The 19,100-nt window shown below is 72.0% G+C and carries 12 protein-coding genes; 2 read left to right on the top strand and 10 right to left on the bottom strand.

What is annotated here, in order from left to right; genetic code table 11:
• Position 1: 1 nt before the first annotated feature.
• The 5 genes from HHX35_RS21260 to HHX35_RS21240 are packed head-to-tail and all read right to left on the bottom strand — an operon-like array spanning position 2 to position 4,553.
• Positions 2 to 676: an ABC transporter ATP-binding protein gene (locus HHX35_RS21260; protein WP_182900501.1), complete on the bottom strand. Its 675-nt coding sequence runs from the start codon at positions 674 to 676 to the stop codon at positions 2 to 4.
• Positions 669 to 2,393, bottom strand: coding sequence for a peptidoglycan-binding protein (locus HHX35_RS21255; protein ID WP_182900500.1), 1,725 nt, complete (start codon positions 2,391 to 2,393; stop codon positions 669 to 671). The genes HHX35_RS21260 and HHX35_RS21255 overlap by 8 nt, the downstream gene beginning before the upstream one ends.
• Positions 2,394 to 3,290 (bottom strand): hypothetical protein, encoded by an 897-nt coding sequence (locus HHX35_RS21250; protein WP_182900499.1) that lies wholly within the window; start codon positions 3,288 to 3,290, stop codon positions 2,394 to 2,396.
• A gap of 34 nt (positions 3,291 to 3,324) precedes the next feature.
• Positions 3,325 to 4,236 carry a hypothetical protein gene (locus HHX35_RS21245; RefSeq protein ID WP_182900498.1) on the bottom strand — a complete coding sequence of 304 codons (912 nt, stop codon included), beginning with the start codon at positions 4,234 to 4,236 and terminating at the stop codon, positions 3,325 to 3,327.
• A complete protein-coding gene (locus HHX35_RS21240; protein WP_182900497.1) occupies positions 4,233 to 4,553 on the bottom strand; it encodes a PadR family transcriptional regulator in 321 nt (106 codons plus the stop codon). The genes HHX35_RS21245 and HHX35_RS21240 overlap by 4 nt, the downstream gene beginning before the upstream one ends.
• Before the next feature lie 88 nt (positions 4,554 to 4,641).
• Between HHX35_RS21240 and HHX35_RS21235 the strand changes: the two genes are divergently transcribed.
• Both HHX35_RS21235 and HHX35_RS21230 read left to right on the top strand, forming a co-directional pair.
• On the top strand, positions 4,642 to 5,439 hold the full coding sequence (locus HHX35_RS21235; RefSeq protein ID WP_182900496.1) for a hypothetical protein: 798 nt from the start codon (positions 4,642 to 4,644) through the stop codon (positions 5,437 to 5,439).
• 107 nt (positions 5,440 to 5,546) lie between these two features.
• The gene (locus tag HHX35_RS21230; RefSeq protein ID WP_182900495.1) at positions 5,547 to 6,695 is read left to right on the top strand and encodes a low temperature requirement protein A; all 1,149 of its coding nucleotides are present in this window, start codon (positions 5,547 to 5,549) and stop codon (positions 6,693 to 6,695) included.
• Here the strand turns inward: HHX35_RS21230 and HHX35_RS21225 are convergent.
• From HHX35_RS21225 to HHX35_RS21205, 5 genes are all read right to left on the bottom strand, one after another.
• Entirely contained in the window at positions 6,660 to 7,592 is a 933-nt protein-coding gene (locus HHX35_RS21225; RefSeq protein WP_182900494.1) for an alpha/beta fold hydrolase, read from the bottom strand. The genes HHX35_RS21230 and HHX35_RS21225 overlap by 36 nt on opposite strands.
• On the bottom strand, positions 7,589 to 8,578 hold the full coding sequence (locus HHX35_RS21220) for an NAD-dependent epimerase/dehydratase family protein (RefSeq protein ID WP_182900493.1): 990 nt from the start codon (positions 8,576 to 8,578) through the stop codon (positions 7,589 to 7,591). Before HHX35_RS21220 ends, HHX35_RS21225 begins: the two co-directional genes overlap by 4 nt.
• Entirely contained in the window at positions 8,575 to 10,290 is a 1,716-nt protein-coding gene (locus HHX35_RS21215) for a fatty acid CoA ligase family protein (protein WP_220505705.1), read from the bottom strand. Before HHX35_RS21215 ends, HHX35_RS21220 begins: the two co-directional genes overlap by 4 nt.
• A 4-nt stretch (positions 10,291 to 10,294) precedes the next feature.
• Positions 10,295 to 11,257, bottom strand: a complete 963-nt coding sequence (locus tag HHX35_RS21210; RefSeq protein WP_182900492.1) for a 3-oxoacyl-ACP synthase III family protein — start codon at positions 11,255 to 11,257, stop codon at positions 10,295 to 10,297.
• Between the two features lie 65 nt (positions 11,258 to 11,322).
• A complete protein-coding gene (locus tag HHX35_RS21205) occupies positions 11,323 to 18,897 on the bottom strand; it encodes a type I polyketide synthase (protein ID WP_182900491.1) in 7,575 nt (2,524 codons plus the stop codon).
• Positions 18,898 to 19,100: the final 203 nt, after the last annotated feature.

The raw sequence follows: 19,100 nt of genomic DNA, 5'->3' as shown, positions 1-19,100 counted from the left end.
GTCACTCCTCCACCAGCACGCCGTCGGTGATCCGGACCCGCCGCCCGGCCCGCTCGCTGACCTCCTGCTCATGGGTGATGACCACGATCGTCAGACCCTGCTGCCGCAGCTCGTCGAACAGGTCCAGCACCGCCTGCGTGTTGCGGCTGTCGAGGTTGCCCGTGGGCTCGTCGCACAGCAGCAGCGACGGATCGCCCATGAGGGCCCTGGCGATGGCCGCACGCTGGCGCTCGCCCCCGGACAGCCGATCGGGCGTGAATCCCGTCCGATGGCCGAGGCCGACTCGCTCCAGCGCCGCCAGGGCCCTCTCCCGCCTGCCCCCGCGTCCCTTCTTCCGATAGACCTCGGCGAGCATGACGTTCTCCACCACGCTGCGGTGGGAGAGCAGGTGGAAGGCCTGGAACACGAAGCCGATCCGGTCGCCGCGCAACCTGGTCCTCGCGCCGTCGCGCAAGGTCGTGGTCTCCGTGCCGTCGAGCCGGTAGCTGCCTGAGCTGGGACGGTCGAGCAGGCCCAGGACGTTCAGGAGTGTGGACTTGCCGGAGCCCGACGGGCCCACGACGGCCAGGTAGTCGCCCCTGCCGACCCGGAGCGTGACGCCGTCGAGCGCCCGGACCGGGGGTTGTGCGGGAAACTCCCTGACGACGTCCACCAGCGAGATCACCGCCTCAGGCACCGCTGACCACCACCCGGTCGCCTTCCTTGAGCGCGCCGGTGACCTCGACGTTCCCGTCGGCGGTCAGGCCCGTGCGGACCTCGACCTCCCTGGTCCTGTCGGTGGCGTACTCCACCTGCACCCGCGCCCTGCCGTCGGCCGCGGTGACCACGGCCGCCACGGGCACGACCAGCACCGGCTCCTTGGTCGCGCCCACCGTCACCCGCGCCGTCACCGCGGTCCCCGCCTTGAGCCCCTTCATCGAGACGGGTGTGAGCAGGACCGGCTGCGCCCCGTCGGGTGGCGCCTCGGCGCCGGGCATCCTGGCCTGGTCGCCGACGGCGGTGAGCGTCGCCTCGCACGTCTTGCCGGTGTCGAGCTCGATGCTCGCCTCCATGCCCACCCGCAGCAGGTCGGACTCCGTCGCCTCGACCGACCCGGTCACGGCGAACGCCGAGCCGGTCACCGTGGCGATCTCCCTCTCGACCTGCTGGCCCGGCTTCACCGAGACCTTCTCCACCCGCGCCGGCAGCTTCGGCAGGAACACGACCTCGCCGGGCGGAACGGAGGTCCCGTACGTACGCGTGAACTCGGCCAGCATCTCCTTGGCCGCCACCACGTCCTTCCGGGCGTCGGCCACCTTGAGCCTGGTGGGGGAGAGCTGCCTGGCCTGGCGCAGCGCCTGCTCGGCCGTGGCCCTGGCCTCCTTCGCGGAACGCACGGCCCTGCGCGACTCCTCGAGCCGCTTGTCCCTGGCCTGCCGCGCCTCCTCCATAGTCCGTCCTCGCGCCTCCTGGGCCGCGGCCAGATCGGCCCTGGCGTTCTCGACCCGCAGCTCCAGCAGGCTCGTGTCGGCGGAGGCGGTGGGCCCCGGTGCCGCGGCGGGCTGAGGCGTGGCGGTGGTGGCCGAGGTGGCCGGGTTCCTGGCCGTGTCCAGCTCCTGCTCGGCTTGCGCGAGCTTCTCCTCCGCCGCGCGCACGGCGGCGTCCGCCGCCGCCAGCCTGCCCTCGTCCTCGGGCGTCAGCTGCTGAGACTCGGCCTCCTCGAGCGCCCGCTCGGCCGACGCCAGGTCCGCCTTGGCGTTGGCGAGCCTGATCGTCAGCGGCCGCACGTCACGTCCCCGGTCCAGGTTCTGCCGCTCGGTCGCCAGGGTCTCCCGGGCGGTCTGCACGGCCTTCCGCAACGTGTCGTACTGCTGCCGGTCCGCCGGCGTGGGCCGCTGGGCCTCGTATCCCTTCTTCGTGTACATCCGGGTGACCGCCGCGATGGTGGCCCCGTCGAACACGCCCGTGACGGGAGCGCCGTACCCCAGCCGGCGCAGCGCCCGCTGGAGCTGCCGGACGTCGTCCCCCTTGGTGCCGGGAGCGATGGTCCGGTGCATCGGCACGGAGCCGCGCAGCGCGAACACCGGGCGGCCGTTGACCTCCATCAGCACCGCGCCCTCCTTGAGCCTGCCCCGGCGCGGCGCCCGGGTGGCCCGCTGGAGCTCGGTCGTGCCGCCGACCACGCCGGCCAGGCTGATCGGCAGCGGCGAGCCGTACTCCAGGGTGCCGCTGACCACGACGGTGCTGACCAGCGTGCGGCGCTCGACGGCGGCGGTGACCAGCGAGGCCTTGGGCGCGGCCCGGCGGGCCGCCTCGTCGGCGGGGGAGCGTAACCGCGTGCTCACCGCCCACCCCGCCCCGGCGACGAGCACGACACCGGCGACGACGCCGGCGAGGAGCCTGCGCGGCTTCATTCAGATGCCGTACTGCTCGTTGACCCGTCCTCTGATCGCCGCCTCTTTCGGGAGGTAGGCGGGGTAGAAGTCCTTGCCGCACTCCAGGTCGTCGAGGGCCGCCTTGATCTCCTTGGTCAGGTACGGCCGGGCCTGCTCGGGGGTGAGCGTCGGCGAGTGGATCATCGGCACCTCGTCCTCCTTCGGGGGAGGTGCGACGTCGGGCACGTCGTCCATCTGTGCCCTGCCCAGCTTGTCCTCCTGGGCGGCGAACTCTGTCCAGCCGCGGCGCTCCATGGCCGCGGGCGTGGTGTCCGCGATCGCGTAGCCCCTGCCCTTCAGGCATGTGGCCATGGCGGTGGCCAGCTCCACCAGCTCGGGGTCGCTGTTGACCGTGGTCCTGACGGCCCGGTTCGATGCCTCGCCCGCCTCCTGGAAGTAGCTCGTGCCCGGTCGCAGCTTCAGGCCGAAGAGCTGGTTGGCTGTCGTGATCTCACATGCTTCCATCGCCTTCCGGTACGCCTGATTCTGCGCCTTGGAGAGTGAGGACTGGATCTTCCAGTTGGGGTCGACCTCGCCGGGGTTGTCTGGCTTGACCTGCGGGTTGCGCATCTCTTTGGGGTAGACGTGCATGGCGAAGACGCCGAACCCGTATTTTTCGCGATACTTCCGCATCGCCTGATAATCGCCCGCTTCTCGACGGCGCCCCTCTTCGGTGCCCTTCCGCTCCGGATACACGTACGGGACGTACTTGAAGCCCTTCTGCTTCATGCAGTCGGCCTTGGCCGCTTCGAGTCGGTGCTTCTTGTCCTTGGCCGCCGTGCCGGGTGCGGGTGTGGCGGCGGTCTTCGCGGCGCCCCCGCAGCCGCAAAGGACGGCCAAGGCCAGCAACGCAGAAGGCAGCGTCTTCCTCGTCATGGCGAGAGAACATACTCCGTTTAACGAAGCATGGTCAATCCAGACAATGCCGCCGTTGTCGGAAAGGTGCGCAGGCGGCTCCGAGCAGCAGCACGGCCAGCACGCCCCAGTAGGCCAGGTGCTGCCTGGTCAGCTGCTCGGCGTGCGTGGCCAGCTCGACCGACGTCACCAGCAGGTAGATGCCCGACGCGAGCGCCCACCGGTGGTCACGGGTCAGATAGCAGCCCGTCGCGGCCAGCCCGAACGCCGCCGTCTCCACCGCCAGCCTGCTCAGGCTGAGCGGGAACCCCGTGATTTCCTCCATCCACCGAGGACCTGCCCACGCGACGGCCACGGCGGCCGCGTACCACCACCATGACCGGACCCGTGGCGCCTCCTGCCTTCTCGATGCGAGCACCAGCAACCCGAGCAGCACCACCGCGTACCGTGAGGCCACGGCGAAGGGGCTGCTGTCCGCGAACAGGGGGCGGTCGGTGAGGAACGACGGGTCCACCGGCACCAGCGTCAGGTCGAACGCCTGCCGGCCTCCCGCCACCGCGACCGCCTTCACGCCGGTGACGAGGGTGAACGGGAACGCCGGCAGCGGCCGTCCGCGCAGGATAGCGAGCAGCGCCAGCGCCGACAGCAGCGTCCACCACGGCATCGCGCCCAGGTAGGGGAGCAGCGCCGCCAGGTTCGCCGCCGCTACGGCCGTGATGCCCAGGTGGAGGCCGTCGGCCCACGCGTTGCCCGTCGCCTGGTGGGCGATGCGGCTACGCACGCCGCCCGCCAGCAGCCCCCACGCCTCCCTGGGCACCGGGACCGTCCTGCCGGGCTCGGCCGACTCCAGCAGGACGTCGAGCAGCTCGTCGCCGTGCGCCGCACGATACTTCCGCGGATACGCGAGCAGCAGCCTGCGATAGCGACGTTCGAGGGCGGTCGTCGACTCGGGAGCGGTGGTGGTCATGTGGTGGGGCGCAGCACGAGCTGGGCGGCCTCGTGCATGCGCCTGGCCTCGGCTTCCACCAGCGCCTGGCCCTCGTCGGTGATCCGGAAGTAACGCCGGCTGCGGCCGTTGACCGTCTCCTCTCTGTCCACGGTGATCACGCCTCGCTCGTTCAGGCGCTCCAGGATGCCGTAGAGGGTGCCGACCGACGGCTGGACCCGGCCTCGGGACAGCTCCTTGATCGACTTGCTGATCGCATGGCCGTGCAGCGGGCCGGCGCGTAGGGCGGTGAGCACGAAGTACATCGGCTCACTGACTTCTGAGGTTCCCCTTGGCATGCGCCGACATTATTCCGTTCAACGAAGCGTCAGCAACGCCGCGCCTCCAGAGGGTGAACCAGGGCGAGGGTGCTTACGTGTTCGAGGCATGAGACTGCGAATGATCCTGCTGATGGCGGTGACGGCGGTGACGGCGCTGACCGCGGCCTGCGGAGGAGTGGAACCGGACACGTCGGCGGCCGCGGCCGCCGACGGGCCGGCGAAGCCGGTCGCCTTGTGGGGCGCGGAAGGCGGCTTCGTGACCGCGACCATGAACGCGCTGCGTCCGCCGAGGCTGGTGCTGTACGGCGACGGCCTGGTGATCGCCGACGCGAGCAAGCAGATGAAGCTCACCGATGCCGAGGCGGGCGAGGTGGTCGCGCGGATGGAGGAATACCTGACGGGGCAGCCGCCGACCGCGGAGCCGAAGCCGGGCGCTCCGTCGGTGACGGACGTGCCGGACACCGTCCTCGGCGTACGGGGGAAGGACGGGAAGATGCTGGAGGTCCGGGTTCCGGCCCTGGAACAGCTCGCGGACTTCTACCCGAAGCAGCTGGTGGACGCGAAGAAGCTGATGGAGGGCCTAGCGACCCGGGCCGCCGCGGAGGGCGCCGACTATGTCGCCACCCGCGTCCGGGTGGTCGCCGAAGGGGCCGAGTCGGCGGAGGGCAAACCGGCGCCCTGGCCCGAGGGCGTTCCGGAGCCTTCCGGCGTGGTGGACCCGGTCTGGCAGAAGGACGTCGAGGGGGCGGCGGTGAGTGCGATCACCAAGGCGGTCCCCGCCGAGCAGAAGTACGGCCGGTCGCTCTTCGCGACCAGCTCGGGGACGACCTTCGTGCTCTCCTGGCGGTATCTGCTGCCAGACGAACAGTCACCGGCCTCCCCGGCGCCGGGCGGGAAGGGCTAGATGTACTGACCGCGGACGCTGGTGACGGTGACCACGATCCGCGGGCGAAGACGGCTATATTTGCTGATCATGAGATATGTCCGCTCGCTTCGGACCGGTTCCGGCTCGTGACCGCGGACGCCCCGGCGGCCGATCACGCGGCGCGAACGCCGGCGGGCAAGCGGGTCACCTGGGCGGAGCTGTTCTTCGACCTCGTCTTCGTCTTCGCCGTCACGCAGCTGTCCGCCTCGCTACACGCGGACCACTCCCTGGCCGGGCTGGGCCGGGCACTGGTGCTCTTCGTCCCGATCTACTGGGTCTGGGTGAGCACGTCGGTTCACACGAACACCCGCGACGTCGACAACGCGTTCGACCGTTTCGGGATCCTGGCCGCCGGGCTCGGCAGCCTGCTCATGACGCTGGCCATCCCCGGCGCGTACGGCGAGCGGGCGATGCTGTTCGCCGTCTCCTACCTCGCGGTCCGGACGCTGTTGCTGGTCCTGGTGGCCCGCACCCGTGGGTGGTTCGCCAACCCGTTCAGCGTCGCCGTGTTCGTGGCCGCGCCGCTGCGGCTGGCCGGGGCGGCGCTGGGCGGCGGCCGGCAGGTCGCGCTGTGGACGGCGGCGGCCGTGGTCGACGTCGCCGCGCCGGCGCTGACCCGCAGGCGGGTGGGCCGGGTCGTCCGGTTCCATCCGGCGCACCTGTCCGAACGGTTCGGCCTGTTGCTGATCATCGCGCTCGGCGAGTCGGTCGTCGCGCTCGGCGCCCCCGCCGCGGCCCACGGCGCGCTGGACACCGGCGTGGGCGTGGCCGTGGCCGTCGCGTTCGTGCTGGTCGGCGGCTTGTGGTGGATGTACTTCGAGTTCGCCGCCGACGCCGTGCACCACGCGGTCGAGACCTCGCGGGTGCCCGCGGACACCGTGCGGCAGGTCCTCACGTACGCGCACTTCGGTCTCATCGGGGGCATCGTCTGCGTGGCGTACGGCGTCGGGGAGGCCGTGCACTGGCCGGGCCGCCACCTGGGCGGCACGCCGGCCGTCCTGCTGTTCGGGGGCTGCGCGCTCTTCGTCGCCACCCTCGCCTACACGGGATGGCGCATCTCGCGCTCGGTGCCCCGGATCCGGCTGGCCGGGGCCGTGCTCATGCCGGCGCTGCTGCCGGTCGCCCGGCTCGTCCCCGCTCTGGGCGCGCTGTGCCTGCTGGTCGTGGTGGTCGTCGCCGTCGACGTGTGGGAGTACGTGTCAGCCATCGGTACGAGGCGGGGTGCGCAGGAATGAGCGGATAGCGGGGACGAGGTCGGCGTGGGCGTCCTCCAGCAGGTAGTGGCCCGCGCCGTGATACAGGAGAGTCCGGGCGGCGGGGAAACGCCGTCGCCATTCGCTCAGCACGGCGCGGTCGAAGACCGGGTCGCTCAGTCCCCAGGCGATCAGCATGGGCCGGTCGGCGAACTGCGCCAGCGACGTGCCGGTGGCCTGCAGAACGGGCCAGGAAGGGTCGCCGGGGCGCAACGGGATGTCCTGAACGAAGCGTTGGACGGCCACACGGTGCTCGGGCCGGTCGTAAGGGGCCAGGAACGCCGAGCGCACCGGAGCGGGCATCCGGCGCCGGACTCCCAGTGGACGCCAGGTGGCGCCGCGGGCGAAGAGGTTGTGGCGGAGGAACAGGCGGGTTCCCAGCCGGGTGTCGCGCAGCACCCGGAACGGCAGCCGCAGCAGAGGACGTACGTGTTCGCCGCGCGGGTTGGGGAAGGCCGCGGTGTTCAGCACGACCAGGCGGGCGACCCGGCCGGGGTGGCGGCAGGCCCAGGCCATGCCGATCGGCCCGCCCCAGTCGTGCAGGACGAGTGTCCACCCGTGTTCGGGGGCGACGCCGCCGGTGATGAGGTGATCGATCAAGGCGTCCAGGTCGTCCACGCGGGCGGCCAGGTCGTAGGGGTAACGGTCGGTTCCCGGCTTGTCCGACAGGCCCATGCCGATGTGGTCAGGGGCGACGCAACGGAACTCCTCGCGCAGCGCGAGGATGGGCCGCCGCCACAGGTAACTCCAGGAAGGGTTCCCGTGCAGGAACAGCACCGGCCGGCCCGCCCCTTCGTCCAGGTAGTGCTGGCGCAGCCCGTCACGACGCGGGTGGGCGAACCACCGGGAGGTGAACGGGTAGTCCGGGAATTCGGTCACCGGGCGTTCTCCGCGGACAGGTGGGCGGTGAGCCGGGCCAGTCCTTCCGCCATGCTCACCCGGGGCTCGTAGCCGAGATCGCGACGGGCCGCGGAGATGTCGAACCAATGCGCCGTCGAGGCCTGCTCCACCAGGAACATCAGCGGTGGCAGGTGCCGCACCCACGGCAGCCGGCGAGCCTGCTCCAGCAGCCGGGCCGCCCGCAGGACCGGTTCGACCGGTGCCCGGCGTGTCACCGGAGGCAGCCCGGCGGCGCGCAGCAGCAGGTTGAGCCATTCCCCGAAACCGCAGGGCCGGCCCTGGGTGATGAAGTAGGCCCGGCCGGTCGGCGGTGAGCCGGGACGTAACCGGTCGAGAGCGAGCAGGTGGGCGTCGGCGGCGTTGTCGATGTAGACCGTGTCGATGGTCTTGTCGGTCTCGCCGAGCAGCCACAGCAGGCGGCGGTGTGCCACCAGCCTGGGCAGGAAATGCGGATCCCCTGGCCCCCAGATGAGATGCGGACGCAACGCGACCGCTGTCACCCGCCCCGCCGTGGCACCGGCGAGGACGAGCCGTTCGGCCTCGGCCTTGGTCCGCGGATAGGCGGCGGGAAAACGGCGGGCATAGGGCACGGACTCGTCCACTCCCTCCAGGTCCCGCCCGTCGTGGACGACACTCGGCGAGGACGTGTGGACCAGGCGTGCCCCGTGACGCGCGCACGCGTCCAGCACGTTCCGCGTCCCTGTCACGTTGATCTCCTCGTAGTCCCGGTCCCGTCCATGTACGCCGGCCTTCGCGGCGCAGTGCACGACCGCCTCGCATGCGCCGACGGCGGCCAGCACCGCCGCGCGGTCACGTACGTCGGCCAGGTGCTGGGTGACCCCGAGAGCCGCCAGCACGGGGCTGCGGTGTCGCTGAAGAGCGTGCACGTCGTCACCGCGGGCGGCCAGCCGACGGCAGACGGCCTCGCCCAGGAAGCCGCCGCCCCCGGTCACCAGGACCCTCATCGTCTGCCCGCCCGTACGCGTCGCGCGGCCCACACGGCGAGCTCGTGCCGGCGGATCTTGCTGTTGTGCCGGGCGTCGACCGGAAATCCCGGGTGGAACAGCACCTCCCGAAGCTCGGCGGTGTGCGGTCGGCAGGCCGCCACGTCCAGGATTTCGGCCTTCACGCGAGCCTTCATACGAGCCTTCACACGAGAGCCGCCCCGGGATCCCGATTCGCACTCCACGATCAGGACCGCACGCTGGGCGCCGGCGGGACCGACGCCGACCAGTGCGGTGCGGCGGACCCCCGGCACGGCGGCGAAGACGGGTTCGACCTGGTCGGTGTACAGGTCGCCGCCGACGGTGCGGACCCGTTCCGATTTGCGTCCGGCGAACCAGAGCCTTCCCTGCTCGTCGAACCGGCCGACGTCACCCATCCGGTGCCAGGTGCGGTCCCCGTCGCCGATCCGGGCCAGCGCGGTGGCCTCCGGATCGTCCAGGTAGGGGTCGCTGACGGTAGGGGCGGCCACGGTGATCTCCCCGATGGTCCCGGGCGGCACGACCAGATCCTCACTCCATCGTTCGATGGGGTCATCGCTGACGGCGATGACGCGTACCTCGGTGCCCGGGAGTGGAGGACCCAGGCAGGTGCCCGCCCCGGCGGCGGTGGCCTCGGCGTGCTCGGCGAGCAGGCGGCTCTCGATCGCGGCCACCGGCATACACTCGGTGGCGCCGTACACCGACAGCATCCGCGCGTCGTCGCGCAGGCAGCCGCGCAGGCGGTCCATCACCGGCATCGGCAGCGGCGCCCCGGCGGACACCACGTCGCAAAGCGTGTCCAGTACCAGATCACGGGCGGCGCAGTGACGCGCGAGCCGGTCCAGCAGCGCGGGAGCGGCGAACATCCCGGCCACGCGATATCGCCGGATGTCGGCGACCAGGGCGGCCGGGTCGGCCCGCACCGGACGCCGCGGGTCCATGTCCGGGATCACCACAGTCGCCCCGAACGCCGCCGCTCCCAGGGCGAACGGCGCGAACGTCGACAACACCGGCGTTCCCGGTTCCACCGTGCCCAGCGCGCCCAGCAGGTCGAGCTGCGCGGCCAGGTGCCGGTGACGCAGCGGCACGCCCTTGGGCGGGCCGGTGGATCCGGAGGTGTAGGCGATCAGCGCCAGGTCGTCGGGGCCGGCAGGGGGCCCGGCGGGGTGCCACCGGCCCGGCTCGCCCGACGGCCCTGTGTCTGACGGGCACGCCGAGCCGCGGGGTCGCCGCGAGGGGACCGTGATGGACACGCGGACGTCAGGAGTCCAGCCCAGCAGCCTCCTGGCCAGCTGCACGGCGGGAATCGCGATGAACGCCTCGGGCGCTGCCTGGAGCAGACAGCGTTTGATCGCGTCGAGCGGCAGCCCGGGATCGACCAGCACCGGTACCGCGCGAAGCCGCACCAGGGCGACGGCCAGCGCGCCCAGGTCCGGACCCGGCGGCACCAGCAGGCCGGTACGCATCCCCGGGCGGATCCCGGCCCCGGCGAGGACCGCGACGGTGCGGTCCACCGACCGCGACATCTGCCCGTAGGTGACGGCCGCCGGGGTGCGGCCACCGACCTGGCAGGCGATCACGTCGGGCTGCTCCCGGAACCAGCGCTCGGCGCGGACGATCAGTTCGCCGGCCGGCTCGCCCGGGCCGGAGCCGCTCGGCCCGGATTCGCTGGGAGGGGTCGCCTGTGCGGTCACCGGATCACCACCGCACGACCACGATTCCGGCACTGGCCCCGCTGGCCAGGCCGACCAGGGCGACCAGGTCGCCGCGCCGCACCCGTCCCGAGGCGACCACCCGCGCCAGTTGCACGAGCAGCGTCGCCGCGACGAGGTTGCCGTGCTGGGCGATGGTGACGACGACCTTGCCCTGAGGTATGCGCACCTGGTCGCAGAACCACCACAGCGTCGGCAGCGTCGCCTGGTGCACGCAGATGGCCGCGAAGTCGTCCCAGGTCAGCCCGAGATCGGCGAGGGGCTTGTGGAAGACGGCGTAATCGATGTTCTCGATGCCGCGCACCAACTCGACGGAGTCGACGATGAGCGGCCCGATGGCGGGCCGGCCCGCCCACGGGTCGCTGGTGAGGTTGTCCACCGCGGATACCGCCGCCTGCCATCCGGCGGAGTACGCGGAGAACCGGTGGGCGAGCACCCCCGGTTCGGCGCCGGCCTCCAGCAGCAACGCGGCGCCGGCGTCGGAGACGGTGTAAGACGCGGCGACGGTGACGTACTCCTCGGCGTCGGCCAGGGTCCACGGTGTGCCGGCGGTGGGCAGTTCTCCGCAGCAGACGAGGATCCGCCGATGACGGCCGCCGGAGATCAGCGCGTCGGCCACCTGGATGGCGTTCAGCACGCTGTTGCAGGCGTTGCGTACGTCGAACACCGGGCAGCAGGCCCCGATCTTGGCGGCGACGACGTGTCCGGTGGCCGGCTCTACGGCGTCGGAGGACACTCCCGCGTAGATGAGCAGGTCGAGGTCGGCGGCCTGTAGGCCGTTGTCCTCCAGGACCCGGCGGGCGGCGTGCGCCGCCAGGTCGGACGGTTTCTCGTGAGGGAGGGCGATGTGCCGGCGCCGGACTCCACTGTGGTCGTGGATCAGCCCTCGGGGCAGATCAAGGGTGGGGTTGCGATCGGCGAGCCGGTCTTCCAGCTCAGCCGTGCTCATTGTGGTCTCCGGCAGATGGGCGGCCACCCCCGCCATTCGGGTGTGCGGGTGGGTCAATGCAGTCCTCACTTCTGTCGGCTCACACCGGCGGGCTGCCGTTCGCCGCGCAGCCCGAGGCGGATGAGCATGCTGTGAGCGATGTCGGTGACGGTGCCGCCGCCGCGCATCAGTTCCATGGGCGGGATGTCGATGCCGAACTGGCCGCGGATGGAGGTCAGCAGTTCGGTGGCCATCAGGGAGTCCAGTCCGTACTCGTCCAGCCGCCGGTCTTCGGCGATCTGGTCGGCCGGGATGAGCAGGACGGTGGACAACAACCGGGTGATGTGCTCGGTGATGTACGCGTACTGCTGCTCGTAGCTCATCTCCGCCAGCAGCGACAGCAGGTCGGGCCCCTGCTGCTCCGTACCGGGCGGCAGCACCGGGGACAGCCACGGGCGCTGCAGGCTGGGCAGGACCTGCCGCAACCGGCCCCAGTCGCAGCGGCCCACCATGGCGACGTCGGCGTGCTCGCCGAGCATGTCCTCCACGGCGTCCAGCGCCCGGGCGGGAGACATCGGCGGGATCCCGGCCTTGGCCAGTGCCTCTCCCTGCCTGCCTCGGGTCAGCACCCCGGTTTCCGCGAGCGCGCCCAGGCAGGCCGTCAGTCCGGGCAGGCCCCGCCGTCTCCGCTGCCGGGCCAGCGCCTCCAGGAACAGGTTCGCGGCGACATACGACGTCTGACCGATGTTGCCGATGGTGGTGAGGGAGGAGTACATGACGAACAGGTCGAGGGGACGATCCCGGGTCAGTTCGTCCAGCACCGTCGCGCCGGCGACCTTGGGGTGCAGGACGGCGCGGATCCGGTCGTCGCCGAGGTCGGCAAGCGGGCCGTCGTCGAGGTGCATGGCCGCGTGTACGACGCCGCGCAGCGGGTGGCCGCCGGCGTCCAGGTCGTGCAGGATCCGCCGCATGGCGTCGCGGTCGGCCACGTCGGCCGCGTACGCGCGGACCTCCACCCCCGATCTCTCCAGTTCCTCCAGCAGAGCGGGAGCTTCGGGTGCCTCGGCGCCCCTGCGACCGACCAGGGCCAGGTGGCGGGCACCCCGCTGGGCGAGGCGGCGAGCCGTCGCCGCGCCGAACCCGCCCAGGCCGCCCGTGACCAGGTAGGTCCCCTCCGGTTCCAGGCGCGGCGCCGTCTGCTGGGGCTGAACGGTGACCGGTTCGTCGCGTGGGTCGAAGGACACAACGACTTTTCCGATGTGCCGGGAATGGCGCATCATGGCGAAGGCGTCGGCGACGCGGGCGGCCGGATACACCGTGTGCGGCAGCGGCCGGAACCGCCCGGAGCGGTAGAGGGGGGCGGCCTGCGCCGTGCTGTCGGCCATCAACTCGGGCGCCTTCCACATGAGAGTGCCCACGTCCACGCCGTAGAACGCGATGTTGTCGGAGAACGGGCGCAGCAGCAGGGACCTGTTCTGGTAGATGTCCCGTTTGCCGAGCTCGATGAACCGGCCGCCGTGCCGCAGGCATTCCACGCCCCGGTTGACGGCGTCACCGGCCAGCGAGTTGAGCACGATGTCCACTCCCTGGCCCCCGGTCAGTTCCTTGACCTGCTCGGCGAAACGCAGGCTGCGCGAGTCCAGGACGTGGTCGGCTCCCATCGCGAGCAGCAGGTCGCGTTTGGCGGAAGTGCCGGCGGTCGCGATCACGCGGGCTCCGTGGTGCCGGGCGTACTGCAGCGCGGCCAGGCCGACTCCACCGGCGCCACCGTGGACCAGGATCGTCTCACCCGCCTTGACCCGTGCGCAGTACCCCAGCGAATGATGCGCGGTGGCAAACGCCATCGGCATGGTGGCGGCTTCGGTGAAGGTCATCCCCTCGGGAAGGGTGACGGCCGCCCATGCCTTGACCCTCGCGTAACTGGCGAATCCAACGGGTCCCGCGGCCATCACCCGGTCACCGGGCCGCGTCCCGGTGACGGCGGCGCCGACGGCGGTGACGATCCCGGCGCACTCCAGGCCCAGTTCGTGCCCGCCGAAGACCGCTTCGACGGCCTCGGTGGGCAGCAGGTTCACCGCGCGCATCACGTCGCGGTAGTTCAGCCCGATCGCCCGCACCTCGACCACGACCTCGTCAGGCCCGGGCTGCGGCATCGGGATCTCCTCCCAGGTCAGGGTGTAAGACAGCCCCGGATCGCACACCTTGAGCCGGTAGGCGCCGCCCGAGCCGACGGGCAGGCTGCGGGCGTGCTCGCCTGACTCCAGCAGCCGCGGCACGAAACGCCCTCGACGGGTGAGCAGGATCTCGTCCTCCTCGTCAGGGGCGAGCAGCTCCGCCGCCAGGCGAGCGGCGTCCTGTGCGGCGTCACCGGTGGGGTGCAGGCAGAGCCTGCGTATCGCGAGCCGCGGCTGCTCGTTGCTCAGCGAGCGCATCGTCCCCCAGGTCGCCGCGTCCTCCGGGTGGAGCCGGACGTCGGTGAGGCGGGGCTCCGGCAGCGCGGCGCAGGGGCGGGCCACCAGCCACACCGTGGTCGCGACGTGCTCGGGCAGTTGCTCGCACGCCAGTGCGACGGCCCGAAGCGCCGCGGCCCGCCGGGTGATCTGCTCGACGGTCGTCTTCGGATCGGTGTCGTCGGCTCCGCGCAGCTCGCTGTCGTCCGCTCCGCCAAGGACGACCGCGATCGTGACCGTCTGGGCGGTGGGCGGGAAGTGATCGGTCCAGTGGTCGGGATCGTCGCTGAGCGGCGAGTGGAGCACGTCGCCGCCACGGGTTCGCAGCAGAGCCCGCAGCTCGGCGGTCAGAGCGTCGGTGCCGTCCTCACCGGCGAGGATCCACGTGCCGGCGGCGTCCGGTACGGGGTGCGCGGTGGCCGGAGCGCCCCCGGCGGCGGCAGGAGCGGTGGCCAGCATCACCGAGAAGTCGCCGGCCGCGAGTTCGTCGTCGCCGGTCTGGACGACCTCGGTACAGCCGGCCTCTCCCAGCGCCTTCGGCCATTCTTCCCGGGACAGCAGCGGCGAGCGGGGGCGCAGGTGCCGGTCGGTGAAGTCCCAGAACTCCTCCTGCATGCCGAGGAACGGCAGCAGGGTCCCCACCCGGTGCGGTTCGGTGATGAGCAACTGGCCGCCGGGAACCAGGAGGGTGGACAGGTGGTGCAGCGCGGCGGGCAGGTCACGGGCCAGGTGCAGGCTGTTCGCCGCGATCACGAGATCGAATCCGCCCGCGGTCAGTCCCTGCTCCACCGGGTCGGTGTCCAGGTCGAGCACGGCGTAATCGACGAAGTCGAAGCCGGCGAAGCGCTGCCGCAGCCGGGTCAACGCCGCTTCGGCGAGGTCGGTGACCAGGTAGCGGGTGCGGTCGGCGGGCAGGACGGGCAACAGCATGGCGCTGGTGCCGCCCGTTCCCGCACCGGCTTCCAGGACGCGCAGCGGCCGGTCGGCCGGCCATCGCCGGACGATCTGCTCGACGAGCGCCCGGGCGATCCGGTTGGTGAACAGGTTGACCGGTCCGACGTCGTGAAACTGCTCCATCAGCTCATGGCCGCCGCCGGAGACCAGGACGTCGGAGCCGGCACGCCGGCCTGCGAGCAGTTCGGGCAGGCACCGGCCGACGCGTATGGACAGGGCGCTCTGGGCGGCGAAGGCGGCTCCCCGGGTGAGGAGGTCACGGTGGAGGTCGTGCGGGTCCGTACCCGTCGGCATCAGGCGAAGGCCGCCCTCGACCGGCCGCTCCAGCAGTCCGTGCTGTTCCAGCAGCGGCAGGGCCGCATGGAGCATCCGCCGGTGGTGCGCCCCCGGGAACGCCTCGATCAGTTCCTCGACGCCGATCGACCGCTCGGCGGTCAGCTCACCGAGCGCGCCGGCCAGCGTGTGGGCGAAGACCTCTTCGAGCCGCGCCGCGTACCGCGGGTAGTCCAGCTCGTGCCACGCCGAGCGCAGCCGGTCGATCTGCTCGGCCGCGCCGGACAGGATCTGCCCGGGGCGGGGGGCCGGCCACGGCTCGGCGGGCGTGCCGACGCGGGGCGCGGCCCGCAGCGCCGTCTCGTAACGGGTGACCGGGGTGATGTGGACGCCGGGCATCCGGCGTAGCCGGCAGCCCTCCACTTCGGCGGCGATCCGGCCGTCGTCGTCGGCGACCACGATGTCCCAGCAGACCTCCTCGGCACTGCTGGAACGTTCCCGTACGTGCACGAGCCCCTGTGCCGCGGGCGTTCCCCACAGGCGGACGGAGCCGATCGCGGCGGGCATGTAGCCGCGGCCCGATCGCAGCGACTCCACCAGCCACAGCACGCCGGCCTGCAGCGCGCTGTCCAGCACCACCGGGTGCATCTGGTAGCGCCCCTGCCCCTGCTCGGGGCACGAGTAGCCGCCCAGCACCTCCCGCTCGCCCATCCACAGCTCGGTCAGGACCTGGAACTCCGGCCCCCACACCATGTGTCCTTCGGCGGCCCGCGCATAGTAGCCGGGCACGTCCACGCGCGTGCCGATGCGAGCGCGCAGCGCGGCCACGTCCAGCGGCGGCGGGATCCGGCGCAGCAGCGGCCGTACCCGGGCCCGGAAGTGCTCACGGGGCTGTTCCGCCTGTCGGCCGGCGCTGGCCACGGTGACCACCCCGGTCTCGGCGCAGAGCGACGTCTGCACGTATACCGGATCGGCGGCGGCCTGTGACGGCACCACCATGGCCCGGCTGATGTCGACCCTGTCCACCTCCACCGCCTCGGCGGCGTCCGGTATGGCCAGCCGGGCGGCGGCGATGGCCATCTCCACGTAGCCGGTGGCCGGCATGACGGCGGCACCGCCGGCCCGGTGGTCGGCCACCCAGGGCACCCGTACCCGGTCGATCTCCCCCTGCCAGGTGGGGTCCAGCACCGGCATCCGCTGTCCCAGCAGCGGATGCCGGATCGTCGTGTCGACGTTGGTCTGCACCCAGGTGTGCGGGCCTCCGATCCAGTGCCGTTCGCGCTGCCAGGGGTAGGCCGGCAGCGATCGCACCGCGCCGGGGTGGGGAAAGTACCGATCCCAGGCGAGCCGCGCACCGGCCGCGACGAGTTCGGCGACCGCGCGGCGGACGCGCACCGGGCCTGGCTCGTCCCGGCGCAAGGTGGCCGCGACGGCCGCGCGTACCCGCGCGGTGCCGCTTATGCGGCGCAGGTACGAGCGCAGCACCGGATGCGGGCCGATCTCCAGCAGCACGTCGAAGCCGTCGCCGAGCACCCGCTCGACCGCCGCTGCGAACCGCACCGGCTCTCGGACGTTCCGCCACCAGTACGCCGCGTCCAGCTCCGTCCCCCGGACCAGGCCGCCTGTCACCGTGGACACCAGGGGGACATGCGCCGGGCAGGGCCGCAGCCCGGCGAGTCCCTCGGCCAGGGGCTGCCGCACCGGATCCATGGCGCCGCTGTGGAAGGCGTAGTCCAGGTCCAGCTCACGGAAGAAGATCTCGCGCGAGGAGAGGTCCTCACCCAGTGACTTCAGCGACCCGTCCGGTCCGGCGATCGTGACGTCGCGGTCGGAGTTGACCGCCGCGACCTCCAGTTGCGGGTAACCGGCCAGGATCTGCCTGGCCGCGGTCTCGGGCAGCCCGAGCGCGGCCATCCGGCCCCGCCCCCGCGTGACCGACTGCGCCATGCCGCGCGCGGAGATCACCTGTGCCGCCTGGCTCAGTGACAGGGCGCCGGCGGTGTAGGCGGCGGCGACCTCGCCCACGCTGTGGCCGAGCACCGCTCCCGGCCGTACGCCCGCCGCCTTGAGCATCTCCACCAGGCCGACCTGGACGGCGAACAGCAACGGCTGCGCCACTTCGGTCGCCGACAGCCGTGACTGGCCGGCAGGCAGGGACAGTTCCTTGAGCACCGACCAGCCGAGCAGATCGGACAGTTCGTCGTCGACCGCTTCCACGGCCGTGCGGAAGGTCTCGTCGGACAGCAGATCGGCGCCCATTCCGGCCCACTGGGAACCGTTGCCGGAGAACACGAACGCCACCCGCCCGTGCTCCACCGTCTCCGACTCCGCCACCACCGCGTCCCCGGCTCCGAGCCCGGACTCACCGGCGGGACCGGTCGGATCCGGGACGTCCGCCAGACTCGCCAGCGCCCGCGCCGCCGCCGCGGCGGTGTCGGCCAGCACCACGGCGCGATGCCGGTGGCCGCCGCGCCGTCGGGTCGCGGTGTAGGCCACATCGTAGAAATCCCGTTCACCGAGTGACGTCAGGTGCGCGGCGGTCCGTTCCACGGCCTCCCGCAGCGCGGACCGGCTCCGCGCGGACACGACGACGGGCAGCGCTCCTGCGGAGGGTGCCGCCGGTTCGTTCCCCGCCGCCCTGGGGGCGGATGGTGGCGGCACGGGCGGTGCGGCCAGCGCCACGTGGGCGTTGGCGCCTCCGAACCCGAAGGAGTTGACTCCGGCCACGGGCCGCTCGCCTGCTTCGCCCAGCGGTCGCGGCTCGACGGTGACGCTCAGCCCCAGGGCGTCGAAGTCGATACGGGGGTTGAGCGTGGTGGCGTGCAACGAGGGCGGGATCATCCGGTGCCGGAGCACCAGCAGGGCCTTGAACAGCCCCGGCATGCCGGAGGCGGGCTCCAGGTGCCCCAGGTTGGACTTCACCGAGCCGATGGGCAGGACTCCGCGCGTGCGCCGGCGGCCCAGCGCCCGCCCCAGCGCCTGGCATTCGGCCGGATCGCCGGCCTGGGTGCCGGTGCCGTGCGCCTCCACGTACACGATCTCGTCGGGGCTGATGCCCGCCGTGGTGTACACCTGCCGTAACAGGGCCTCCTGCGCTTCGGCGTTCGGCAACGCCAGCCCCATGGTGTGGCCGTCGTTGTTGGCGGCGGCGCCGACGATGACGCCGTGGATGCGGTCCCCGTCGGCGATCGCGTCGGCCAGGCGCTTGAGCACCACCACGCCGCCGCCCTCCGCGCGTACGAACCCGTCGGCGTCGGCGGAGAACGCCCGGCATCGGCCGGTCGGCGACAACATCGACGCCTGGCTGAAACCGATGAAGGGGCCGGGGCTGAGCAGCAGGTTGACCCCGCCGGCCAGCACCACCCGGCTGGATCCCTCCGCGAGGGACCGCCAGGCCCGCTCCACGGCCGTCAACGACGAGGAGCACGCGGTGTCGATGCTCATGCTCGGACCGCGCAGGTCGAAGAAGTGCGACAGCCGGTTGGCCGCGATGGACAGGGTTCCCCCCGACATCGAGTACGGGCCCATGGCGCCCGGCTCGAACGCCTGCATCGTGCCGTAGGCGGGATCCGAGATGCCGATGAACACACCGGTATCCGTGCCTGCCAGCACCGCCGGATCGATGCCCGCGTCGTCCAGGGCCTCGACCGCCATCTCCAGGAGTAACCGCTGCTGCGGGTCCATCGAGGCGGCCTCTTTGGGGGAGATGCCGAAGTAGGCGGCGTCGAAGGCGGTGATGTCCTCGTCGAGGAAGCCCCCGGCCCGGGTGTAACTCCTGTTCGGCCTCGGCATGGTGTCGTCGACGAACCGATCGGCCTCGAACCTGCTCGGCGGGATCTGGCCGACCAGATCGGCGCCCTGCCGCAACGCCTGCCACAGCCCGTCCAGGTTCACGATCCCACCGGGCAGGCGGCAGCCCACGCCCACCACCGCCGCCGCGTGCTCCGGCCATGCCTGCTCCGCTGTCGGGTCGTCCGCGCTCATGTCGCCCTTCCTGCTCAGGTCCACCACGACTCGGCGCTTCGCCGGTCGGCTTGCTGTCTCGGCCAGGGTCCACCTAGCGCGCCTGGCACAGAGCTAGGCGGATCGGGCACTATGCCATCACAACTCCTCGTATATGAATAGGCACTCTGCGTATTTATCCAAGAGAAGGATGTTATGTGCGGTATGTGGAAAACCTGCGCAGA

This window comes from Microbispora sp. H10830 (assembly GCF_014161375.1).
In the GTDB taxonomy this organism is placed as follows: Bacteria; Actinomycetota; Actinomycetes; order Streptosporangiales; family Streptosporangiaceae; genus Microbispora; species Microbispora catharanthi.
This window is presented reverse-complemented; position numbering and strand designations above follow the sequence as displayed.

Coding starts and splice junctions, on each gene's coding strand:
- HHX35_RS21255 (WP_182900500.1), bottom strand. CDS start 2,393: ATGAAGCCGCGCAGGCTCCTCGCCGGCGTCGTCGCCGGTGTCGTGCTC.
- HHX35_RS21250 (WP_182900499.1), bottom strand. CDS start 3,290: ATGACGAGGAAGACGCTGCCTTCTGCGTTGCTGGCCTTGGCCGTCCTT.
- HHX35_RS21245 (WP_182900498.1), bottom strand. CDS start 4,236: ATGACCACCACCGCTCCCGAGTCGACGACCGCCCTCGAACGTCGCTAT.
- HHX35_RS21240 (WP_182900497.1), bottom strand. CDS start 4,553: ATGCCAAGGGGAACCTCAGAAGTCAGTGAGCCGATGTACTTCGTGCTC.
- HHX35_RS21235 (WP_182900496.1), top strand. CDS start 4,642: ATGAGACTGCGAATGATCCTGCTGATGGCGGTGACGGCGGTGACGGCG.
- HHX35_RS21220 (WP_182900493.1), bottom strand. CDS start 8,578: ATGAGGGTCCTGGTGACCGGGGGCGGCGGCTTCCTGGGCGAGGCCGTC.
- HHX35_RS21210 (WP_182900492.1), bottom strand. CDS start 11,257: ATGAGCACGGCTGAGCTGGAAGACCGGCTCGCCGATCGCAACCCCACC.
- HHX35_RS21205 (WP_182900491.1), bottom strand. CDS start 18,897: ATGAGCGCGGACGACCCGACAGCGGAGCAGGCATGGCCGGAGCACGCG.